Annotated in this window: 24 protein-coding genes; all 24 read right to left on the reverse strand. The window is 29.3% G+C overall.

Translation table 11 applies throughout. The features are described 5' to 3' along the window. Positions 1-64 precede the first annotated feature (64 nt). The 24 genes from Q3304_RS07425 to fliI are packed head-to-tail and all read right to left on the reverse strand — an operon-like array spanning position 65 to position 19,681. Positions 65-1,465, reverse strand: a complete 1,401-nt coding sequence (locus Q3304_RS07425; protein ID WP_407813918.1) for a tetratricopeptide repeat protein — start codon at positions 1,463-1,465, stop codon at positions 65-67. Between the two features lie 31 nt (positions 1,466-1,496). After that, entirely contained in the window at positions 1,497-1,871 is a 375-nt protein-coding gene (locus Q3304_RS07430) for a FliM/FliN family flagellar motor switch protein (protein ID WP_021382745.1), read from the reverse strand. A gap of 2 nt (positions 1,872-1,873) precedes the next feature. Then, the gene (locus Q3304_RS07435; protein ID WP_407813919.1) at positions 1,874-2,755 is read right to left on the reverse strand and encodes a FliM/FliN family flagellar motor switch protein; all 882 of its coding nucleotides are present in this window, start codon (positions 2,753-2,755) and stop codon (positions 1,874-1,876) included. A gap of 22 nt (positions 2,756-2,777) precedes the next feature. After that, on the reverse strand, positions 2,778-3,539 hold the full coding sequence (locus tag Q3304_RS07440; RefSeq protein WP_074178070.1) for a flagellar hook-basal body complex protein: 762 nt from the start codon (positions 3,537-3,539) through the stop codon (positions 2,778-2,780). Positions 3,540-3,559: 20 nt separating this feature from the next. Next, positions 3,560-4,333, reverse strand: a complete 774-nt coding sequence (locus Q3304_RS07445; RefSeq protein WP_054275671.1) for a flagellar hook-basal body complex protein — start codon at positions 4,331-4,333, stop codon at positions 3,560-3,562. 40 nt (positions 4,334-4,373) lie between these two features. Next, entirely contained in the window at positions 4,374-4,559 is a 186-nt protein-coding gene (locus Q3304_RS07450) for a hypothetical protein (protein WP_021382735.1), read from the reverse strand. Then, positions 4,544-4,966 carry a hypothetical protein gene (locus Q3304_RS07455; protein WP_054268827.1) on the reverse strand — a complete coding sequence of 141 codons (423 nt, stop codon included), beginning with the start codon at positions 4,964-4,966 and terminating at the stop codon, positions 4,544-4,546. The genes Q3304_RS07450 and Q3304_RS07455 overlap by 16 nt, the downstream gene beginning before the upstream one ends. Positions 4,967-4,981: 15 nt before the next feature. Then, positions 4,982-5,683 (reverse strand): sigma-70 family RNA polymerase sigma factor, encoded by a 702-nt coding sequence (locus Q3304_RS07460; protein ID WP_054268826.1) that lies wholly within the window; start codon positions 5,681-5,683, stop codon positions 4,982-4,984. Between the two features lie 14 nt (positions 5,684-5,697). Then, entirely contained in the window at positions 5,698-6,588 is an 891-nt protein-coding gene (locus Q3304_RS07465) for a MinD/ParA family protein (protein ID WP_243193867.1), read from the reverse strand. Then, positions 6,585-7,598, reverse strand: coding sequence for a flagellar biosynthesis protein FlhF (gene flhF, locus Q3304_RS07470; RefSeq protein ID WP_407815417.1), 1,014 nt, complete (start codon positions 7,596-7,598; stop codon positions 6,585-6,587). Before flhF ends, Q3304_RS07465 begins: the two co-directional genes overlap by 4 nt. Further along, entirely contained in the window at positions 7,576-9,651 is a 2,076-nt protein-coding gene (gene flhA, locus Q3304_RS07475) for a flagellar biosynthesis protein FlhA (protein WP_407813921.1), read from the reverse strand. The genes flhF and flhA overlap by 23 nt, the downstream gene beginning before the upstream one ends. Before the next feature lie 8 nt (positions 9,652-9,659). Then, complete coding sequence (locus tag Q3304_RS07480; RefSeq protein ID WP_407813922.1) at positions 9,660-11,474, reverse strand: fused FliR family export protein/FlhB family type III secretion system protein; 1,815 nt, start codon at positions 11,472-11,474, stop codon at positions 9,660-9,662. An 11-nt stretch (positions 11,475-11,485) separates the two neighbouring features. Then, positions 11,486-11,755: a flagellar biosynthesis protein FliQ gene (gene fliQ, locus Q3304_RS07485; protein WP_054268821.1), complete on the reverse strand. Its 270-nt coding sequence runs from the start codon at positions 11,753-11,755 to the stop codon at positions 11,486-11,488. A 12-nt stretch (positions 11,756-11,767) separates the two neighbouring features. Beyond that, positions 11,768-12,433: a flagellar type III secretion system pore protein FliP gene (fliP, locus tag Q3304_RS07490; protein WP_054268820.1), complete on the reverse strand. Its 666-nt coding sequence runs from the start codon at positions 12,431-12,433 to the stop codon at positions 11,768-11,770. After that, the gene (locus tag Q3304_RS07495) at positions 12,434-12,808 is read right to left on the reverse strand and encodes a flagellar biosynthetic protein FliO (RefSeq protein WP_054268819.1); all 375 of its coding nucleotides are present in this window, start codon (positions 12,806-12,808) and stop codon (positions 12,434-12,436) included. It lies immediately after the preceding gene. A gap of 13 nt (positions 12,809-12,821) precedes the next feature. Beyond that, positions 12,822-13,265, reverse strand: a complete 444-nt coding sequence (fliL, locus tag Q3304_RS07500) for a flagellar basal body-associated protein FliL (protein ID WP_054268818.1) — start codon at positions 13,263-13,265, stop codon at positions 12,822-12,824. Between the two features lie 11 nt (positions 13,266-13,276). After that, on the reverse strand, positions 13,277-13,972 hold the full coding sequence (locus Q3304_RS07505) for an OmpA family protein (protein ID WP_054268817.1): 696 nt from the start codon (positions 13,970-13,972) through the stop codon (positions 13,277-13,279). After that, on the reverse strand, positions 13,962-14,780 hold the full coding sequence (locus tag Q3304_RS07510) for a motility protein A (RefSeq protein WP_054268816.1): 819 nt from the start codon (positions 14,778-14,780) through the stop codon (positions 13,962-13,964). The genes Q3304_RS07505 and Q3304_RS07510 overlap by 11 nt, the downstream gene beginning before the upstream one ends. Beyond that, positions 14,780-14,983 carry a flagellar FlbD family protein gene (locus tag Q3304_RS07515; RefSeq protein WP_054268815.1) on the reverse strand — a complete coding sequence of 68 codons (204 nt, stop codon included), beginning with the start codon at positions 14,981-14,983 and terminating at the stop codon, positions 14,780-14,782. The genes Q3304_RS07510 and Q3304_RS07515 overlap by 1 nt, the downstream gene beginning before the upstream one ends. A gap of 12 nt (positions 14,984-14,995) precedes the next feature. Continuing rightward, positions 14,996-15,988, reverse strand: coding sequence for a flagellar hook-basal body complex protein (locus Q3304_RS07520; RefSeq protein ID WP_407813923.1), 993 nt, complete (start codon positions 15,986-15,988; stop codon positions 14,996-14,998). A gap of 26 nt (positions 15,989-16,014) precedes the next feature. Beyond that, the gene (locus Q3304_RS07525; RefSeq protein ID WP_407813924.1) at positions 16,015-16,635 is read right to left on the reverse strand and encodes a flagellar hook assembly protein FlgD; all 621 of its coding nucleotides are present in this window, start codon (positions 16,633-16,635) and stop codon (positions 16,015-16,017) included. Positions 16,636-16,652: 17 nt separating this feature from the next. Next, positions 16,653-17,855: a flagellar hook-length control protein FliK gene (locus tag Q3304_RS07530; protein WP_407813925.1), complete on the reverse strand. Its 1,203-nt coding sequence runs from the start codon at positions 17,853-17,855 to the stop codon at positions 16,653-16,655. Positions 17,856-17,883: 28 nt separating this feature from the next. Continuing rightward, positions 17,884-18,330 (reverse strand): flagellar export protein FliJ, encoded by a 447-nt coding sequence (gene fliJ / locus Q3304_RS07535; RefSeq protein ID WP_054275660.1) that lies wholly within the window; start codon positions 18,328-18,330, stop codon positions 17,884-17,886. A 31-nt stretch (positions 18,331-18,361) separates the two neighbouring features. Continuing rightward, on the reverse strand, positions 18,362-19,681 hold the full coding sequence (fliI, locus tag Q3304_RS07540; protein ID WP_074178073.1) for a flagellar protein export ATPase FliI: 1,320 nt from the start codon (positions 19,679-19,681) through the stop codon (positions 18,362-18,364). Positions 19,682-19,684: the final 3 nt, after the last annotated feature.

Consider the following 19,684-nt stretch of genomic DNA (forward strand, 5'->3'; position numbering starts at 1 on the left):
ATGTCAATATATTATAAGGAAATTATTTTAAAATAAAATAATTTCTTTTTCTTATCTAATTTAATTATTCTTCTTTCAAAATTTCTTTCACTTTTGAATTATTATACATGCTATTGGGTACCTTATTAACTAATTTTTTTAATGTTAATTTAGAATTTTTTAAATCTCCTTTATTATAATACATCATACCTAAGTTATAATATGATTCATCAAAGTAGGAATCTTTTTCTGAATAATTTTCTACATACATTTTATAATATTCTTCAGCAGTATCATAGTCTTTTAATTTTTCACTAAGAATAGCAACTTGATAAGTTGCTTCTGATGTATTTCCCTTATTCTCCCCTATATCTGCAACCTTTTTATATAATTGTATAGAAGATTTGGTTTGCTTTTCTGACTTTAATGTATTTGCCTTTGACATCAGCTCATCCTCTGTAAATAAATTAGAATCACTATTACTTTCATTTTCCACAGTATTTTCTTGGGATTTTACATCATTTTTATTAATATTTTTAGCGCTCTTGTTGGTATTTGAAGTCTTATCAGCAACCTCATTTTCTTCTCTGTTAATTTCTTTCTTATTCAAGCTAGAATCTATTGACCCTCTATCTTTAGTTCCACTATTTTTAGATATTTTATTAGTTAAATTATTCATCTTATAAGAACTATATATATTTTGTCCTATTAATAATACCCCTAATATTATTGCTATGTATATGTACTTGTTTTTTCTAATACTTTTTTTCTTATTAGAATCTGAAGTTTTCTGTTTTTTATCCTTGCTTCCTTCTTCATTCATATTTTTAGTTCCATCAATCCTAGAACTATTAATATTTTTATATACAGGCTCATTCTTATAATCATCTAAATTCGCATTGATTTTAACCTGTCTGTTAATATTACGGTATATATCTAATGTATCATTTTCTTGATTTAATAAATAATTTTCTTTATCAATACTCTTCAATACTTCTAGACATTCATCAAATTTTATATATTCTTCTTCCTTTTCATAAAGTAAAGCAAGCAATTCATACGGTTCTATTAAGTCACTATATTGCTCAGTTATGAGTTTGAATCCTTGTATGGCTTCTTTATACATACCTTTGTTTATCATTCTTATAAACTGATTATATCTTTCAAAGAAAATTAAAAACTCCTCAGATGTAAGCATATTTATATACTTTTCACACAGAGCAGTTTTTTCACAAATTAAACTCTTATAGAAACTTTCTACAGACTCATCAAAATTACATTTTAGTAAATTTACAAGACCTATGAGATTTAATACATCCACATCATCTGGCCTTAAATCTCTTGCTTCTTTTAAAAATTTTAATCCACTCGATATGTAATTATTGTTTATATTATCAATAGATTTATTATAGAGAGCACATGAGTCCTTTTTATTGAGTTTTAATATATCTTTTTTTATATCATTTAAGTTTAAAATAAATACCACCTCATGCCTTAAGTATTAATTAATGTTGTTTTTAAACAAGAGATTTTACCATATCCTCTTCACTTACTATACTCGTTACTTTTACACCAAAGTTCAAATCCACTACTACTACTTTTCCATAAGCTAATACTTTATTGTCTATTAATATTTCTACATCTTGGTCTGCTAAAGTATCCAGTTCAATAAGAGAACCTTTATTTAGATTCAAAATGTCTCTTAGACTCATCTTTGTTCTTCCTATAACTACAGATAACTCTAACTTAAGGTCAAGTATTCTTTGTATATTATTTTTGTTAGCTTCAGAGACATCTAGAGCTAATTCATCATCTCCATCAATTTCACTTTCAACTTTATCATTTAATAACATCTTTGCTTCTTCATCTGAAATAAGATTACTATTATCCATAACTACACCTCTTTTCTGATAGCATCATTTATTTTTACACCTTTTTTACTTGATATAAAACCTGGTGTTGCTGTGTATGATTTTGAATTTTCTACAAATACATCTATATAATCATTTATTTTTTTATTTGTTACTATTACATCTCCAACCTCTAGTTTGAGTAAGTCTTCAATATTAATCGATACTTTTCCTATCTCTGCAATAACTGCTAACTCTATATTAGATACACTATTGTATATTTTGTTAGTGAATTCTTCTGAGTTATCGCCTGCATCCATGTCTAAAAATTCTACAACAGAAATACTCTCCAACATAGCCTCTAAGGCATTATATGGAAAACAAAGAGAAACACTACCAACATATTTATTATCATTTATCACCTTTAAATCTACAACGCATACAGGTGCAGTTGGAGAACACAATTGTGGTAAATTAATATGTGTATGTGTATCTAATACTTGTATTTTTTCAAACCCTTCAAATAAATGCATATTTCTTACTAAATCCTCCATAAGATGTAAAAGCACTTTCTTATCAAGTTCTGTAAGTTCTCTATTGTCATCTTTTACAACTCCATTACCGCCAGCTGTCACGTCAATCCACATATCAGCTACACTTCTATCTATTCTAAAAGAAAAATTTTTCATGATAGGTTCCATCGAATTTTGTACTATTATACATGAAGATGTTATTCTATCTAAAAAAGTTTGATAATTTACTTGGTCTATACTCTCAACTACCATACTAGAATTACACTTAAGTTCATAAATTATATAATTTTTATATTTTTTACAGAATTCAGCTAATAAAAAATTTAAACAAGTTAAATTTTCTCTTGAATAACTCTGAGGTTTGCCGAAATCATAATCTTTCATATCATACATGAATATTCCTCACCTTACATAATTATTTAGCTCTTAAATTATTAGCTATTTGCCACATTTCATCTGCTATCTTTATTCCTTTTGAATTCATCTGAAATGCTCTTTGAGTGGCTATTAAGTCAACAAATTCATCTTGTAAAGAAACATTTGACCTTTCTCTATAGCCCTGAACTATATCAACTTTATCAACTTGTTTAATCTGTGCTGCATCAGTCGAAACAAATAAACTATCACCTTCAGAGATAAAATTTTGAGTTCCTATAGGTTGATATAAATTGATTTTGCCTATTTTTTTATTATCTACAGCTAAATCTCCATTTCTTGCAACTGTTAAGTTTGTGTTATTTATATTCGTATTATTATAGTTATATCCTGCATCAAATTGAACATCTAATACATTTCCATTAGCATCTACAATCTTACCTAAAGCATCCACATTAAATCCACCATCTCTTGTGTATGCATATGTTCCATCTTTTCTTATTACTCTAAAAAATCCTTCTCCATCTATTGCTAAATCACTCTTACTACCTGTAGGTGCCAATGCACCTTGTTCATAGTTTCTCATAGGGGCTGATGCCTTAGCTCCCGTTCCAGTCGATATATCTTTACCATTTGTAGGATATGATGGTCTGTTTAGTACTTCATCTACTAAGTCAGAATATTCCATATTTATTTTTTTATATCCATTAGAATCATTATTTGCTATATTATTTGATATTACATCTAATTTGCTTTGATTTGCTGATAAAGCAGTTTTACTAGTATAAAACATTGTGTACATAAAAATTCACCTCCTATTATCTATCTTACTGAGCCAATCTCACTTGCTATCTTTGCCAATTTAGAGTCCATAGCTTGAATTATTTTTTGATTTGCCTCATATTCTCTTGATATTGTCATCATGTTATTAATTTCAGACACAATATCTACATTAGAAGACTCTACTGCACTCTGTATTGTAAGTGCATTATTTGCCTTTATAGCTCCTCCTCCTGAATACAAGTTATCTCCTTCTTTTTTTAATTTATTATAGTCATTAAAATCTACCATATTAAATTTGTACATAGCATTTCCGTCCAGTGATATTGTATTATCTTTTGCTACTTCAAATTTTTTATTACCAACATTTATATGTCCTACAGCACCAGTTGCAGTATTTGTTCCAAGTACATAATATCCTTCACTAGTTATGAGGTCACCCTGATTATCTGTTCTAAAGTTACCATTTCTGGTATAAAATTGATTTCCAGCTGCATCACTAACTAGAAAAAATCCCTTGCCTTGGATGGCTACATCCATTTTATTATCAGTTGTTTTTATAGGACCTTGGTTAAAATTTGTGATAGTTTCATCCATAGATACACCTGGGCTTAACTTGCCTATTTCTTGCTTTTGTTTAGTTCCATTTACATAATTATTGTAACTATCTAACTGTAATTCATCAAAACTTTTAGTTAGAAGTAGTTTATTCTTATATCCATTAGTATCCATATTTGCTAAGTTATTGACAACAACATTTTGCTTTTGTTGATTAGTTATCATTGCAGAAACTGCTGTATATAATCCTCTTATCACGTTATGACCTCCTTTTTTGTAAATTATCCAACAATATTATCTATTCTAAAACCTTCATCTCACTTGCATATTTCATACCTAGCTCTCTTGCCTTTTTTTCTATCTCAGCTTTACTCATATCATTGTTGCTAAAAAGCATTATACATAAAGTTGATATTAATATACCAATCCCTATTCCTAAAAGTACTTTTTTATCAAATAACAATGTTCTTATATCTTGTAGCAACTCCTTATTAATGATAGCTCACCCTTTCCGATATCTAGCATTTTGCATATTTCCACATCATCGTAACCCGAATTTATAAGATGTTTCACTTTAAGAGATAGCTCATTTTCTTTTTTTATTTCCTGTTTTGATTCTATAAAAATATCTGCTTTTTTTCCTGCCTCATTCTTTATTAGATTATAATTTTCATAAACTTTCATATGATTATTACTTCTTATTTCAGCAATCACTTTATCTAAAAAAAATCTTCTTTTTTCTGGTACTATCAATCTATCATTTGCCTCATATTCCTGCTCAAATATTTTATCAAAGTACCTGTTATCTTTATTTTTTGATTCCTTATGTAAATTTGCAATTATAGTTACTATTATCAAAATAGACACTACTATTAATATAATTTGTATCATCACATCAATCACCATCTATATAGAATATTTAAGTTCTTTTATTTTATTTCTCAGGTTTCTTATTGACTTTCTATGGAGTTGTGAAACTCTGGATTCTGAAACACCTAGCACTTTTCCTATCTCCTTTAAATTTAAATCTTCATAATAGTACAGTGAAAGTATTAATTTTTCCTTTTCTCTTAAATTATTAATTGCTTTAGATAGAATATCTAACTTTTCTTCTTCTTCTATTATATTTGCTGGAGTATGTTCCTCCCTATAACTTATTACATCTTGTATAGTTTCATTTGTATCTTCAAAAATTACATGGTTTAATGACACAATATTTAACATGTCTATATTACTCTCAATATCATTGAGTTCCTTTTCTGAAATATTTAATTCTTTTGCAATTTCATGTGAAGTCGGTTCTCTTAATAATTCTGCTTGTAATTTTTCTATTACTCTATTATACTTATTTACTTTTGTTAAGTTATGTTTAGAAATTGGACTTTGATTTCTTATTTCATCTAATATAGCAGATTTTATCTTTATATAGGAGTAACTAGAGAACTTTGCTCCTTTTTCAACATCAAATTTATTTATTGCATCAATCAATCCTATGACTCCACTATTTACTAAATCTTGATATTCAAAGCCTTTCCCTGGTATAAAAAACTTTCTTGCTATACTCTTTACAAGAGGCATATTCTCTTTTATTAATTCTTCTCTATTCATTAAATTACGCCTCCTTAGCTTTTAAATATATTAAACATTTTTCTTAGTAAACCTTTGTTATCAATAATCTCTTCTTTTGTCTCATATTTTGATTGACTTACCATTCTCTTGGCTATAGATATAATGCATTTTGATGCAATACTTGTAGGATATTCTAAAATAAATGGTATCTGTTTTTTTACACATACACTCACTTTTTTATCCTCCATTATATATCCATACAATTCTAAATTAAGATTTAAAAATTTATCTACAACCATATTTATTCTGTTATATGTAGATTTTGCCTCTTCTAAATTAACCACTCTATTGATTATTATATTTGCACTTCTCTTTATACCAAAGTTGCTTATGGCTTTTAATAAACTGTATGCATCAGTCAATGATGTAGGTTCTGGTGTTGTTATTAAGAAAAATTCAGTACTACAATATATGAATGACAATAGACTTTTACTCATACCAGCTCCTGTGTCAATTATTATAAAATCAACATCATGAATCTGCTCTATACTATGTATAAACTTATTTCTTTGAGCTTCTGTGAAATCTTCTATATGATTAAGAGCAGAGCCTCCAGAGATTATGTTTACACCATATTTAGTTTGTGAAATTATGTCTTCTATATTTTTTTCACCATTAATTACATCAATTATGGTTCCTTTTACATTTACACCCATTATTATATCTATATTAGACATTCCTATATCTGCATCTAATATAAGAACTTTTTTATTAAGTTTAGTCAAGCATATAGACAAATTTGTAGCTAAATTACTCTTTCCAACTCCACCTTTACCAGAAGCTATTGTAATTATCTTAGGTGTATTTCTATTCTCTGTAATAAATTCATCCATTCCTTTTTTTTCTATTGCAATTTTTCTTAAAATTTGAGCTTGGTCCATCATATACTTTCAACTCCTAATAACAATCTTATAATCTTATCTTCATTAGGTTTTATAATATCATCAGGAACATTTTGTCCTGTTGTAATATATGATATTGGTTTTTGTGCATAATTCATTATGTTAAATAATGAGCCATATGTAATTGTTTCATCTAATTTTGTAATTATTAAGCTTTTAAAGTTCACATTTCTATACGAATCTATAATCGCTTTTGTATCAGTTTCTCTTGTCGTACAATTCAAAACTAAATGTATATTATCGGTTTCAGCTTTATCTATAAGATTCTTGATTTCTAGTATTTGCATAGAATTTTTATATCCTCTACCTGTAGTATCTATTAATACAACATCACAATCTTTCATTTCATCAAGTGCCAATTCCATCTCATCAGAGCTTATTACCCCTTTAAAAGGTATATTCATTATGTCAGTATATATTTTTAACTGCTCTACAGCACCAATTCTATAGGTATCTATAGTTATTACACCTACTTTTTTATTTTCTTCAAAGACTAATTTAGCAGCTAACTTTGCTATTGTAGTTGTTTTACCTACTCCTGGAGGCCCAACTAGAGCAATTTTTCCATTTATCGTTTGATTTTCTATTTTAATCTTTTTCTTTAAACTCTCTACTAAATTTTTACTTGTATCAACTCCATTAAACTTCATTTCTTGTAAATCAGTTCTTATAAATTCTACGATTTCTTCGTTTAACTCTAAATTTAGTAAGTTCTTACATATTTTATCTATATCATTATCATTTTTATTATCAAATCCCATGTTGCTTATAATTGACTTTAATTGTTCTATCTCTCGTTTTAAATCTTTTTGTTCTATATTATCTCTCTTTTCCCATCCAACAGTTAATTCAATATCTTTCTTTGAAAAAATACCTCGTATGCCAGATTTTCTTACTTCTCTTTTATCTATTAATGTAATATTGTCACCTAATTCCATTTTGGCTAGATTCATAGCATCCTGAATTGTATCAGCTGTATACTTTTTCGTCATCATATATGCTCACCACACCTTCTGCTTTGATTTTAACATCGTTAGGTATTTCGTTTAATGATAATACAGTCAAATTAGGATATACAAGCTCAACTAACTTTCTAAATGGTGCTCTTATCTTTGGTGACACTACTATTACTGGTATATTATGATTGAAATATACATTACTCATTATACCTTGTATACTTTCAAATATTTTATTTGTGTTTTCTGGGTCAACAGCTGGATAAGTTCCATTTACAGACCTTTGTAAATTATTAGATACTAATTCCTCTGTTTCTGGAGACAATGTAGACACTACAATTGACTTCTCTTCATCGACCAAATTTGTACAAATACTTCTAGCTAAAGCTATTCTCACGTATTCAGTAAGAAGCTCTATATCTTTAGTATTTCTAGACTGGTCTGCAAGTGTTTCAAGTATTGTAACACGGTCCTTTATATTTACTTTTTCTCTTAGCAGATTTTTAAGTACTTTTTGAACTTCACCAAGCGTCATTAAATCTGGTATTAACTCGTCAACCACAGCACTATAATTTTCTCTTGCTGCATCTATAATAGTCTTAACTTCTTGTCTTCCCAATAATTCATGTGCATTGGATTTTATTATATCTAGTAAGTGAGTTATAAGTATTGTAGATGAATCTACCACTGTATAACCTTTTAATTCTGCATCTTCTACTTTGTCACTTTCTATCCAAAGCGCTTCTATTCCAAAAGTAGGCTCAATTGTCTTTATTCCAAATATATTAAAGCCTTGATTCATAGGGTCCATACATAAAACCATATTAGGCATTATCTCATATCCGCCAACTACATTACCTTTTATCTTTATATTGTACTGGTTTGGATTTAATTGTAAATTATCTCTTATTCTTATGGGTTGTACAACTATACCCATATCTATAGCACACTGTCTTCTTATTGATGCTATTCTCTGAAGTAAATCTCCTCCTGCTGATTCATCAGCCAAGGATATTAGACCATACCCAATTTCTACTTCTATAGCTTCTACATTTATTAAGTTTGTAACATCTTCTACTTCGTTTTTGTCTGGATTTACCATATCAGGTTTTTCAAACTCTAAATCTTCTAAAGTATCTTTCTTTTCTCTTCCTAAAAAATAACCTGCTGCTATTGCACCTATTCCCAGTGAAAAGAATGCTGGCTTAGGTAGTCCAGGCATCATACCAAGTACAATTAAAACACACCCAGTCATCATTATTGCCTTTGGTATTGCTGTTAATTGTCTACTTACTAGTCCACCAAAATTTTCATCAGTAGAAGCTCTTGTTACAATTATACCTGCTGATGTAGATATTAATAGAGCTGGTATCTGACTTACAAGACCATCCCCTATGGTAAGCCTTACATATGTTTGTGCTGCACCCATAAGAGTCATATTCAGCATTACAGCTCCTATTACAATTCCGCCTATAATATTTATTGCTGTTACTATAAGACCTGCTATAGCATCTCCTTTTACAAACTTATTGGCACCATCCATAGAACCATAAAAGTCAGCTTCTTGTTGAAGTTCTTTTCTTCTTTTTCTAGCAGTTTTATCATCTATAACACCTGCATTTAAATCTGCATCTATACTCATCTGCTTACCTGGCATGGCATCTAACGTAAATCTAGCTGTTACTTCAGATACTCTTCCAGAACCATTAGTTATAACAACAAATTGAACAATTAATATGATTAGGAATATAATTATTCCTACTACGTAATTTCCACCTACAACAAAACTTCCAAATGCCTCTATAACTTCACCTGCATATCCTTGAGTTAGAATCAATCTAGTTGATGAAAGATTTAATCCTAATCTAAATAGTGTTGTTACAAGTAACACTGTTGGAAATATAGATAAATCAAGTACATTTGTTGTAAATAATGTCATTAATAAAATTAGCACAGATAAACTTATGTTAATTGCCAGTAAAATATCTAATATAAATGTAGGTAATGGCACTATCATCATAAGAACAATTCCTACAACACCAAAAGCCACTATTACATCCATATTTTCCTTTAGATTAAACTTATTCATTACTTATCCTACCTTTTTGGGATTTTGTATCTGTTTTTGATTTTATATACTGCTACTAATATTTCTGCAAAAGCTTGATACATGTCCTCTGGAATTTCTTGGTCTATTTCTACTTGCTTATATAACAACCTAGCTATAGGTTTATTCTCTATTATAGGGATGTCATTTCCCTTTGCTATTTCTCTTATTTTAAAGGCCAAATAGTCTGCACCTTTTGCCACTACTACTGGAGCTTGGTCCTTCCCTTTTTCATACCTTACTGCTATAGATAAGTGGGTCGGATTAGTTACTATCACAGTGGCACTTGGGACTGCTTGCATAGTCCTTTGGGATGAAATTTGCCTTTGCTTTTGCTTTATCTTAGCTTTTATTTCTGGGTCTCCCTCTGAATTTTTATATTCATCTTTAACTTCTTGTTTTGTCATTCTCAGTTGCTTTTTATGACTGTATCTTTGATAAAAGTAGTCTGCAACTGCTATAGCTATCATAGCTATACAAATTTTACTCAATATGGAATATACTAAATCTTTAACTGTATACATTAAACTAGGTAGGTATATGTTACCTAGCTTTAATATATCTAAGTAATTATCTTGAAAAAATGTATACCCTATATAAGCTAATACAGATATTATTATTGTATCCTTTATTAAAGTTGATAAGCTCCTCATAGAAAACATATTTTTAAATCCACTAATAGGATTTAATTTTGATAAATTTGGTTTCAAAGTTTCCCCAGTAAACAGGATTCCTACTTGAAATAGGTTAGCTACTATACCTAAAACTAAGAAAGGAATGGCTATTGGCAAAAATATCTTAAAAAAATCCATTAATCCTACAATAACTAATTTTTCTAGGTTTGAATAATTTATATTCATATAAAAATTCACGTTTAAAAAATAATTAAGTGAAGATTTAAGCGTATCCACTACATATGAAAATAATGTAGGAACTAATAAAGTGAATGCAAGTAGAGTCATTGCAACTGGTAATTCTCTACTTTTTGCTATATTACCCTTTTTTCTTTGTTCACCCTTTTTCTTTGGAGTAGCTTCTTCGGTCTTATCCGTTGAGCCCATAAAAAACATAGGAGCCAGAGCAAAGGTTCCCTCATACATCTTTGGTATTTGACTCAGTAGATGACTTATCTGGCTAACGATTAAAGGTATTGATATGATAAATAAGGCTATACCAACCAATATTTTTAATGGCATACCAACTATCATTACATTCAGTTGGGGAACACTTCTTGATATAAGTCCTAAGATAAAATCTGCCATAAGCAGACAAAGCACGATAGGTATTGCTATTTTGAATCCAGTTATAAAGCACTGTACAAATATGTTTATTATATAGTCTATATTATTATCTACAAATGATTTTCCTATTGGAATTAACTCAAAACTATACCTTATACCTCGAATTAAAACATGATGTCCATCCATGCTAAAAAATATCATTATCGCTGTCCAGTTCATAAGATTATCAATTAAAGTTGTCTGAGTCATTGAGTTTGGGTCAAACATATTAATCATTGACAATCCCATCTGTTGGTCCATCATAGAACCAGCCATCCTGATACTATAAAAACACAGATTCGTTATATATCCAAGTATAATGCCTGTTATGGTTTCATTTATTCCATATAACGTAAACATTATAATATTATCTATATTAGCTGCATATTCAATCTGCATAGTACTTGAAATCAGTATTGATATAATGATTGCAAAGAGTGACTTAAATAAAGCAGGTGTACCAGCTGGAAATAGTATCCTCAGCGTCCCAAAAAAAGCTACTATTCTAATAAATACAAAAATCATATGTACCCTACCTACTTAGTTATAAGAGATATCATATTAAATATCTCAGAAGTAAAACTAATAACAGTATGTAACATCCAGCTTCCACCAATAGCTACTACTAAAAGAATTGCTATCAGTTTTGGTACAAAAGTCAATGTTTGCTCCTGGATTTGAGTTGTAGCTTGAAACACACTTATTAAAAGTCCAACTATAAGAGAAACAATTAGTACTGGAGCTGCAATCATAGCTCCTGTAAACATTCCATTTTTAAGAACACTCATTATCATAAATTCACTCATACTATTTTTCTCCTATCCAAATCCCAATATCAATGTTTTTACTATCAAGTTCCATCCGTCCACCATTACAAATAATAGTAACTTAAATGGTAATGATATCATAACTGGAGGCAACATAAACATCCCCATAGACATTAGAACACTTGCAACAACAAGGTCTATTATCAAAAATGGTATGTATATTAAAAAACCTATTTGAAAAGCAGTTTTTAATTCACTTATAGCAAATGCTGGAACTACAACAGATAATGGTATGTTTTCACGAGTTAATTTTTTTTCTTTTAAACCAGCTTGTTCTACAAATAAATCTAAATCTGTTTGTCTAGTTTGCTTCAATAAAAACTCTTTAATAGGTCCTTCTGCTTCCTTCATAGCTTTTTCCATAGTAATTTCTTCTTTAATATATGGTTGTAATGCCTTTTCGTTTATTTCATTTAATACTGGTCTCATTATAAATATTGTCAATACTATTGCAAGCCCTACCAAGATTTGACTTGGTATTGCCTGTTGTGCTCCTAATGCTGATTTTAGAAATGATAGACTTATGACTATTCTGACAAAGCTTGTCATCATAAACATTACAAATGGTAAAAACATTAATGCAGTTAAAAATAAAAACAATTGCATTGAACTTGTATATGGTACATCAGCCAAAGGTAATTTTGATAATAGTTCCATTTACTTATCTTCCTTTTTTGTAAATTTTCCAATATATTTACTGAAATCATATTTTGTTTTGATTCTTTCCATTTTAAAATCTTGGATTTTAAAATTTCTTTCTTTAATATCATCTTCTATTTTTGATATTTCTTCCTTGGTCAAATCTTTTATCTTATTCATACTAGACGAAGAAGATGCAACAATGCATCCTTCTTCACCTATCTTCAAAATTATTATGCTATTGTTTTTACTTATACTTACAATGTCTAATATTTTTACATATTTATCATTGTATTTTTTTAATAAACTTCCTTGGCTAATTTTTAAAGATAAGACTATCAATATTAAAATTATTGGAATACATATTAATATCTTTAATAAATAAAGTATCATGTCTTACCATCCTTTATTGCACTACTATATTTGTAAAATATATATTTTGAATTACATTCCCACCTAGGTTTGTATTTAGTGTATTTTTTATTTCTTCTTTCATGTTATTTAAATTCTCAGCGGCAAAATCATCTGCTCTTTTTGCCATAAGACAATTTATGATATTATCTCTAATTAAAGGTGTACTTTTTTCTATATCTTTATATGAAGAATCATAAGATACAGTTATTGATACTTTTAAATACCTTACACCTTCATCAGCTAGTTTCAATACCATTTCTTCTAAATCAAGATTTTCTGTCTTTATTTCATCTTTATCTGTTCCTGTTGGAATAAACGAACCTATAATCTTATTAATTTGTTTATTTCCGCCTTTACCTAATATAAAAAATCCTGCTCCTGCTGAGAAAATAATTAGTATCAAAATAATTAGAAAAATTTTTTTATTTTTGAACAAATCTCTTCCTCCTAGTCGATAGTTATAAGTATGTTAACTCTTCTATTCTCAGCTCTTCCTTTTGCTGTTTCATTTGAAACCAAAGGCTGATATTCTCCACATCCTGTTGCTGAAAACAATTTAGGGTCCATTCCCTTTTCTTCTACAAAGTATCTTACAACACTTACTGCTCTACTAGAAGATAAATCCCAATTGGATTCATGTGTACTTGATTTTACAGGTACATTATCAGTATGACCTTCTATAACTATCTTATTTTTCATCATTTTTATCATGTCATATACTTTATTGAGAGTAGCTTTACTATTAACTTTTAAATCCGAAATCCCAGAGTCAAATAGTATTGAATCATCTAACTCTAGTAAAATTCCTCTACTATCATCTTTAACTGTTACGCTATTTTGTAAGTTAGAATTATTAACCTTATCTTTTAAATCTTGCTCTAAATTTGACTTATCACTTTTATCCACTAAAGTACTATCTATTGGTGATTTATCACTTGTGCTTGAACCTGTACTAAACATACTTATTCCAGAAAACTGACCTTTTAATGCATTTGATATGTTTTTGAATTTTTCCATATCCACAACTGATGTCGCATACAATAATACAAAAAACGTAAGAATCAGTGTTATTGTATCAGCATAAGTAGCTAGCCATGCATCTGGATTTATATCATCCTTCTTCTTATTTTTTTTACGCCCCATTACTCATTGCTCTTTCTGTATTTTTATTGGTTTTTGTAAACTGTAATTTCTCACTTCTTGAAAGGTATGTTGCTAAACGTTCTTCAACCACTATACTGCTTTCACCAGATTGTATACTTATTATTCCTTCTAGCATCATTTCTTTCATATAAACTTCTTTTTCTGTTTTTTCATCTATATTATATGCAATTGGATTTAAAGCGATATTAGCAAGTAAAGAACCATAGAATGTTGTGATTAATGCCTTTCCCATACCAGATGCTATTAAGTCTGGAGATGTAAGGTCAGATAGCATTTGTATAAGACCTATTAATGTCCCCAACATCCCAAAAGCGGGTGCAAAAGTACCCCAAGTTTTAAATATCTTAGAATACCTATTATTTGTATCTTCAATAGAATCTATCTCTAATTCTAATATAGACCTTATCTCATTTACTTCCAGACCATCAATACATAACTCTAATCCTTTTCTCATGAATGGGTCTTGTATTTTCATTACATCACTTTCTATTGATAGAAGCCCTTCTTTTCTGGCCTTTTTAGAAAGTGCTTTAAATTGATTTAATAAATCTAATTTTGATACACTCGTTGTCTTAAATGAGTATTGAAGTGCATTTTTTATAAGTTTCATATCCTCAAAAGTAAATGTAATCATTAACGCTCCAAACGACCCAAATACTGTGATTAGTATTGATGCAAAATCAAAGAAACTTTTTAATCCTGAACTACTTCCTTTTACAGCTCCAAATAAAACTAATACTGTAGATAATATTAGTCCAATAAATGTCAGTGAATCTGTTTTTTTCATTATTTTTCGCTCCTAATATAACCTACATTTATTTTCCTTTTATATTTTATTACTTTATCTACTATCTCATCTACAGACTCTTTTACAAGGTTTTTTTCCCCTGTTGTAAGTAAAATCCTGCTCTCTGGTACAGAGTCGATTCTTACTATAAGGTCTGAGTTTAATATGTAACTTCTTCCATTTAAATCTGTTACTCTTATCATAATATGTACCTACTATCTCTTAAGACTTATTATCTCTTGTAGGATTTCATCTGATGTTGATATTATTTTGCTGTTTGCTTGGAAAGACCTACTTGCTATTATCATTTCTGTGAATTCTTCTGCTATGTCTACATTGGAAGCTTCTATTGCCCCTTGTATTATTGTTCCTGTAGCTCCTGCTATTTGTGGGTCTCCTGAGTTTGCTGATGGTTTGAATAAGTTTCCTCCCTCTGCATCTAGTCCTGCTGGATTTTGAAATGCATATGTTTGTACTTTTTGAAGTTTACCATCATTAATGCCTATTGTTACACCAACTGGTACTTTTCCTACTTCAGAATTATCAGGAATGCCTGCATATACAAACTGAGTCCTTTGACCATCACTCAATAAAAATTCTACTGTTCCATCCTTTGATATGTTATATTCTAATACATTTTGAACTGTACCATCTTTAGGACTTAGACTTTGAAGAGGTATTACAATAGGTTCTTTCCCTTTGGCATCACCTTTTTTAACAAATTCTCCTGTATCCGCTTTATATTCTCCCTCATAAATCATACCTTGTAACATATACCCATCACCATTTACAAGTCTTCCACCTTTGACATCTTTTAAAGATCCTGCTGTTGCTTTAAATCCTGTATCTAAATTAAAAGAGCCATCTCTTGTATACATAACTGTACCTTGCCTTACTACTGGAAGATATCCATCTCCATCTATCATTAAATCCGATGGTCTATTAGTTGGCTGTACATTTCCTTGCGTCATATCTTTATTTATACTTGATATCTTACTACCTACACCTACTTGACCTAAGTTTGTTCCTCCTAATGCAGCTGTTGGAGCACTTGCATATAATACAGTTTGATAAAATGAATCTGTTATTCTAGCAGAACTTTTCTTAAAAGAAGTAGTCCCTGCATTTGCTACATTGTTACCTATTACATCTAGCTTTGTTTGATTTGCTTTCATTCCACTTACACCTGAATACATTGCTTTTATCATGAATATACCTCTTTTCTAATTTAATATTATATTTCTTCTGGAGAACTTTCTTCTTCACCTGATTCTGGAGAATTTTCTTCTTCATCTGAATTTGTATCTACTTCTCCTATTTTAAGTAATTTTTCATATTTAACATCTACAGTTTTATCACTGCCTTCTACTTTCAGTTCTAAGTGTACCTCTCCATCTTTTATATATGTAGACTTTACTACACCTACAATATTTTCATCTTCTTTTTCTTCTCCAGATACCTCTACTTGTTTGCCAATTAATGATGTTGCCATGCTTAATGCAGAATTTATTAGAGTAGAGTTACTTAAAGCTAAAAGTACATCTAACTTATCATTCATAGCAGACATCTTTTCTAAAGTTGCAAACTGAGCTAATTGTGATACATACTCTGTTGGGTCTTGTGGATTCATTGGGTCTTGATTACCCATTTGTGCTACAAGTATTTTCATAAATAAATCTTTATCAGCATAGTCTCCCTGTCCTATAATTGGAGTTCCATTATCTGTTACTGTCTGATTTCCTTTACTTCTAACTTGTTTATTTGCAATATCATTAATATTTTTTTCAAGCTGGTTTAAGTTATTTGACCTATAGTTTCCTTGAGCACTTGCTAAAGCTGCTGCTACTCCGTACATACAATACTTCCCCCTTATTAAGCTAATAAATCTACTCTATCATCATCAATAATATTTTCTTTAATATCATCTTCTATGACTACATTGTTATGTTTATTATTTGTGCCTTGTTTATTCATATTTTCTTGGTTATTTTGTCTATTCTGCTGTTCAAATGCTTTATCAAAAGTATCTGATGTATTTCTATTATCACTATGCATTTGCACGGATACATCTTTTATGTTTACATTTGTAAGTTCAAGATGTTGCTTTAAATCTGTGATATTTTTATTTATAGAGTCAAATACATCTTTATTAAAAACAGTCACAACAGCTTTCATACTCTCACTATCTTTTAGTAATTGTATATTCATGTCTCCCAACTCTTTTGGTCTTAATTTAATTGTTAGCTCTTGTATATCATTTGTTTTCATATGTTTAATAGCCTTAATCGAATCATCCATGACATTTGATTCTATATGTTTTAAATTAACATTGTCATTTTTAGTTTTGTTTATATCCATACTTTTATTTATTACTTGGCTAAAGTTTCCGCTCTTATTTCCATTAGCCCCTGCTAGTTTTTCTAAAATATCAGAACTCTCATCTCTTTGCTTATTTGAATTAAGCTTGTCCATTCTATTACTATTAAAATTATATAAATCTACGCTTTTAGTATCTTCCTCTGTAGTTTTACTAATCACTTCAAAGTCTCCATTAGTATTATTGTCTAAAAGCTCTCTTAACTTCATAATATCTAAATTTTGCACATCATCAGATTTATTTGTATTATCCTTATTTAACTCTACATTCTGATTTACAATCTTATTCAACATATTTTTATTAAGTTTAAGTTCTTGCTTCAATTCATCTGATACATTTAACTTTTCTATATCATTTAATATAGAGTTTATATCTTTATCTTTCTTATCATTATTTTTTAATAGACTTATCAATTGTTGTAAAATCTCATTAATCTTACTGTAATCTTTTTCATATGTATTTTCTTCTTCTAAATGACTACTTTTATCTTCAAAATGACACTCATTATCACTCTTCTCTGATTTATTTGAGCTAACATTCTGATTACTTGTTTCTTTTCTATCTTTAACTGTTTTATTGTCTGTTGCCTTATATAAATTGTCTTCAAACTTATTATTTTTTATATCTTTATCCTTAGATGAGCTTTTTTTATTCCCAATATCTTTAATAATATTATAAGAATCTGCTTGTATCTTCATACAATAATATCCTCACTTCCTACTATTCTTATAGAACCTGTCTATTTCTCAAGTAACTCATACTTGCAAATTCATCATTAGTTTTTTGTTCCTTCAGATTTTCCTCTCTATAATACTGACCATACTTTTTTTCTTTAAGTTTTTCTAATGATTTTCTTTCTATTTGCTTGTCTATAAGCTGTTTTCTAGCTTTTTCAAGTTCGTTTGTTGACTTATCTAATTCTTCTGATAAATCCATTATAGAGTTATTTAGAGCTAACAAATAATTAATAGTTATCTTTTGATTTTGAATACTATCGTTATCTTTACTTATGGAATACTTATTATAATTACTTTCTAAGTTTTCCAAGTTATTCTCTATATCTATTTTTTTTTGTTGAATTTTAGCAAATTCCATTTTTATCTTTTCTTCATCTTTCATTTTTAAGTCTAAGACTTTCTGTAATCTAAACTTAAAGTTTTTATCCAATTTCATCACAACCTATTCAAATATTTTTTTAAATTGTTTATTCAAAGATTCTTTTCAGGCTACTCACAGTTTCATCAAAAGAACTCTTTTCATTTATTCCTTGTTTTAAAAAATTAATAATATGCTCATGATAGTAAATTGCCTCATCTATTTTTTTATTGGTACCTGAAGCATATGCACCTATATTTATCAAGTCTTCTGCTTCTCTATATTCAGATAGCATATCTCTTGCAAATGATGCTACTTTTATATCTTCTTTTGAAGCAATCTCATTCATAAGTCTACTTAAACTGTTCAAAACATCTATAGAAGGATAGTGGTTCTTATTTGCCAAATCTCTAGATAAAACTATATGACCATCAAGTATACCCCTTGTTGTATCTGCTATTGGCTCATTAAAATCATCTCCATCAACTAATACTGTATAAAATGCAGTGATAGAACCTTTATCTGATGTACCTGTTCTCTCCATGAGTTTTGGTAAAATAGCAAATACAGATGGTGTATACCCTTTTTGAGCTGGTGGCTCTCCTATTGCTATTCCTACTTCCCTTTGTGCCATAGCAAATCTAGTTACTGAGTCCATCATAAGTATTACTTTTTTTCCCTGGTCTCTAAAATACTCAGCTATTGCAGTAGCAGTAAGAGCACCTTTAAGTCTGACAAGAGGAGCTTTATCTGATGTCGCACATACAACAACAGATTTTTTCATCCCATCTTCTCCTAAATCTTTATCAATAAAATCTAGGACTTCTCTTCCTCTTTCTCCAACAAGGGCAATTACATTTACATCTGCTTTTGCATTTCTAGCAATCATACCTAGAGTTGTACTCTTACCTACTCCACTACCTGCAAATATTCCTATTCTCTGCCCTTCACCACAAGTAGTAAATGCATCTATTGCTCTTACGCCAGTCTCCATTATATTTCGTATCTTTTTTCTCTTCATTGGGTCAGGAGGTTCATTATTCAAGTTATATCTATCTCCTAGAACAACTTCTGAATTATCTATAGGATTTCCAAGACCATCAAGTACTTTACCTAGTAAATTATCACTACACATAACACTTAGAGGTATACCCTTAGAAATAACTTTACAACCAGGTGATATTAATGTTAACTCTCCTAATGCCATTAAAATTACTTCTTTGTCTTTAAAGCCTACTACTTCACAATTAACTGGCTTGTTAACTTGATTGTATATAACACATAACTCTCCAACAAAAGCTTTTATCCCTTCAACTTCTACAGTAAGCCCTATTATCTTCTTAACTCTGCCTTCTGATATAGTAAGCTCTAAATTTTCTATTTTCTTATTTATTTTGTCAAAATCTATAGATATATCAGTTCTATACATACT

The sequence above is a fragment of the Clostridioides sp. GD02377 genome, from assembly GCF_045899875.1.
In the GTDB taxonomy this organism is placed as follows: domain Bacteria; phylum Bacillota; class Clostridia; order Peptostreptococcales; family Peptostreptococcaceae; genus Clostridioides; species Clostridioides difficile_A.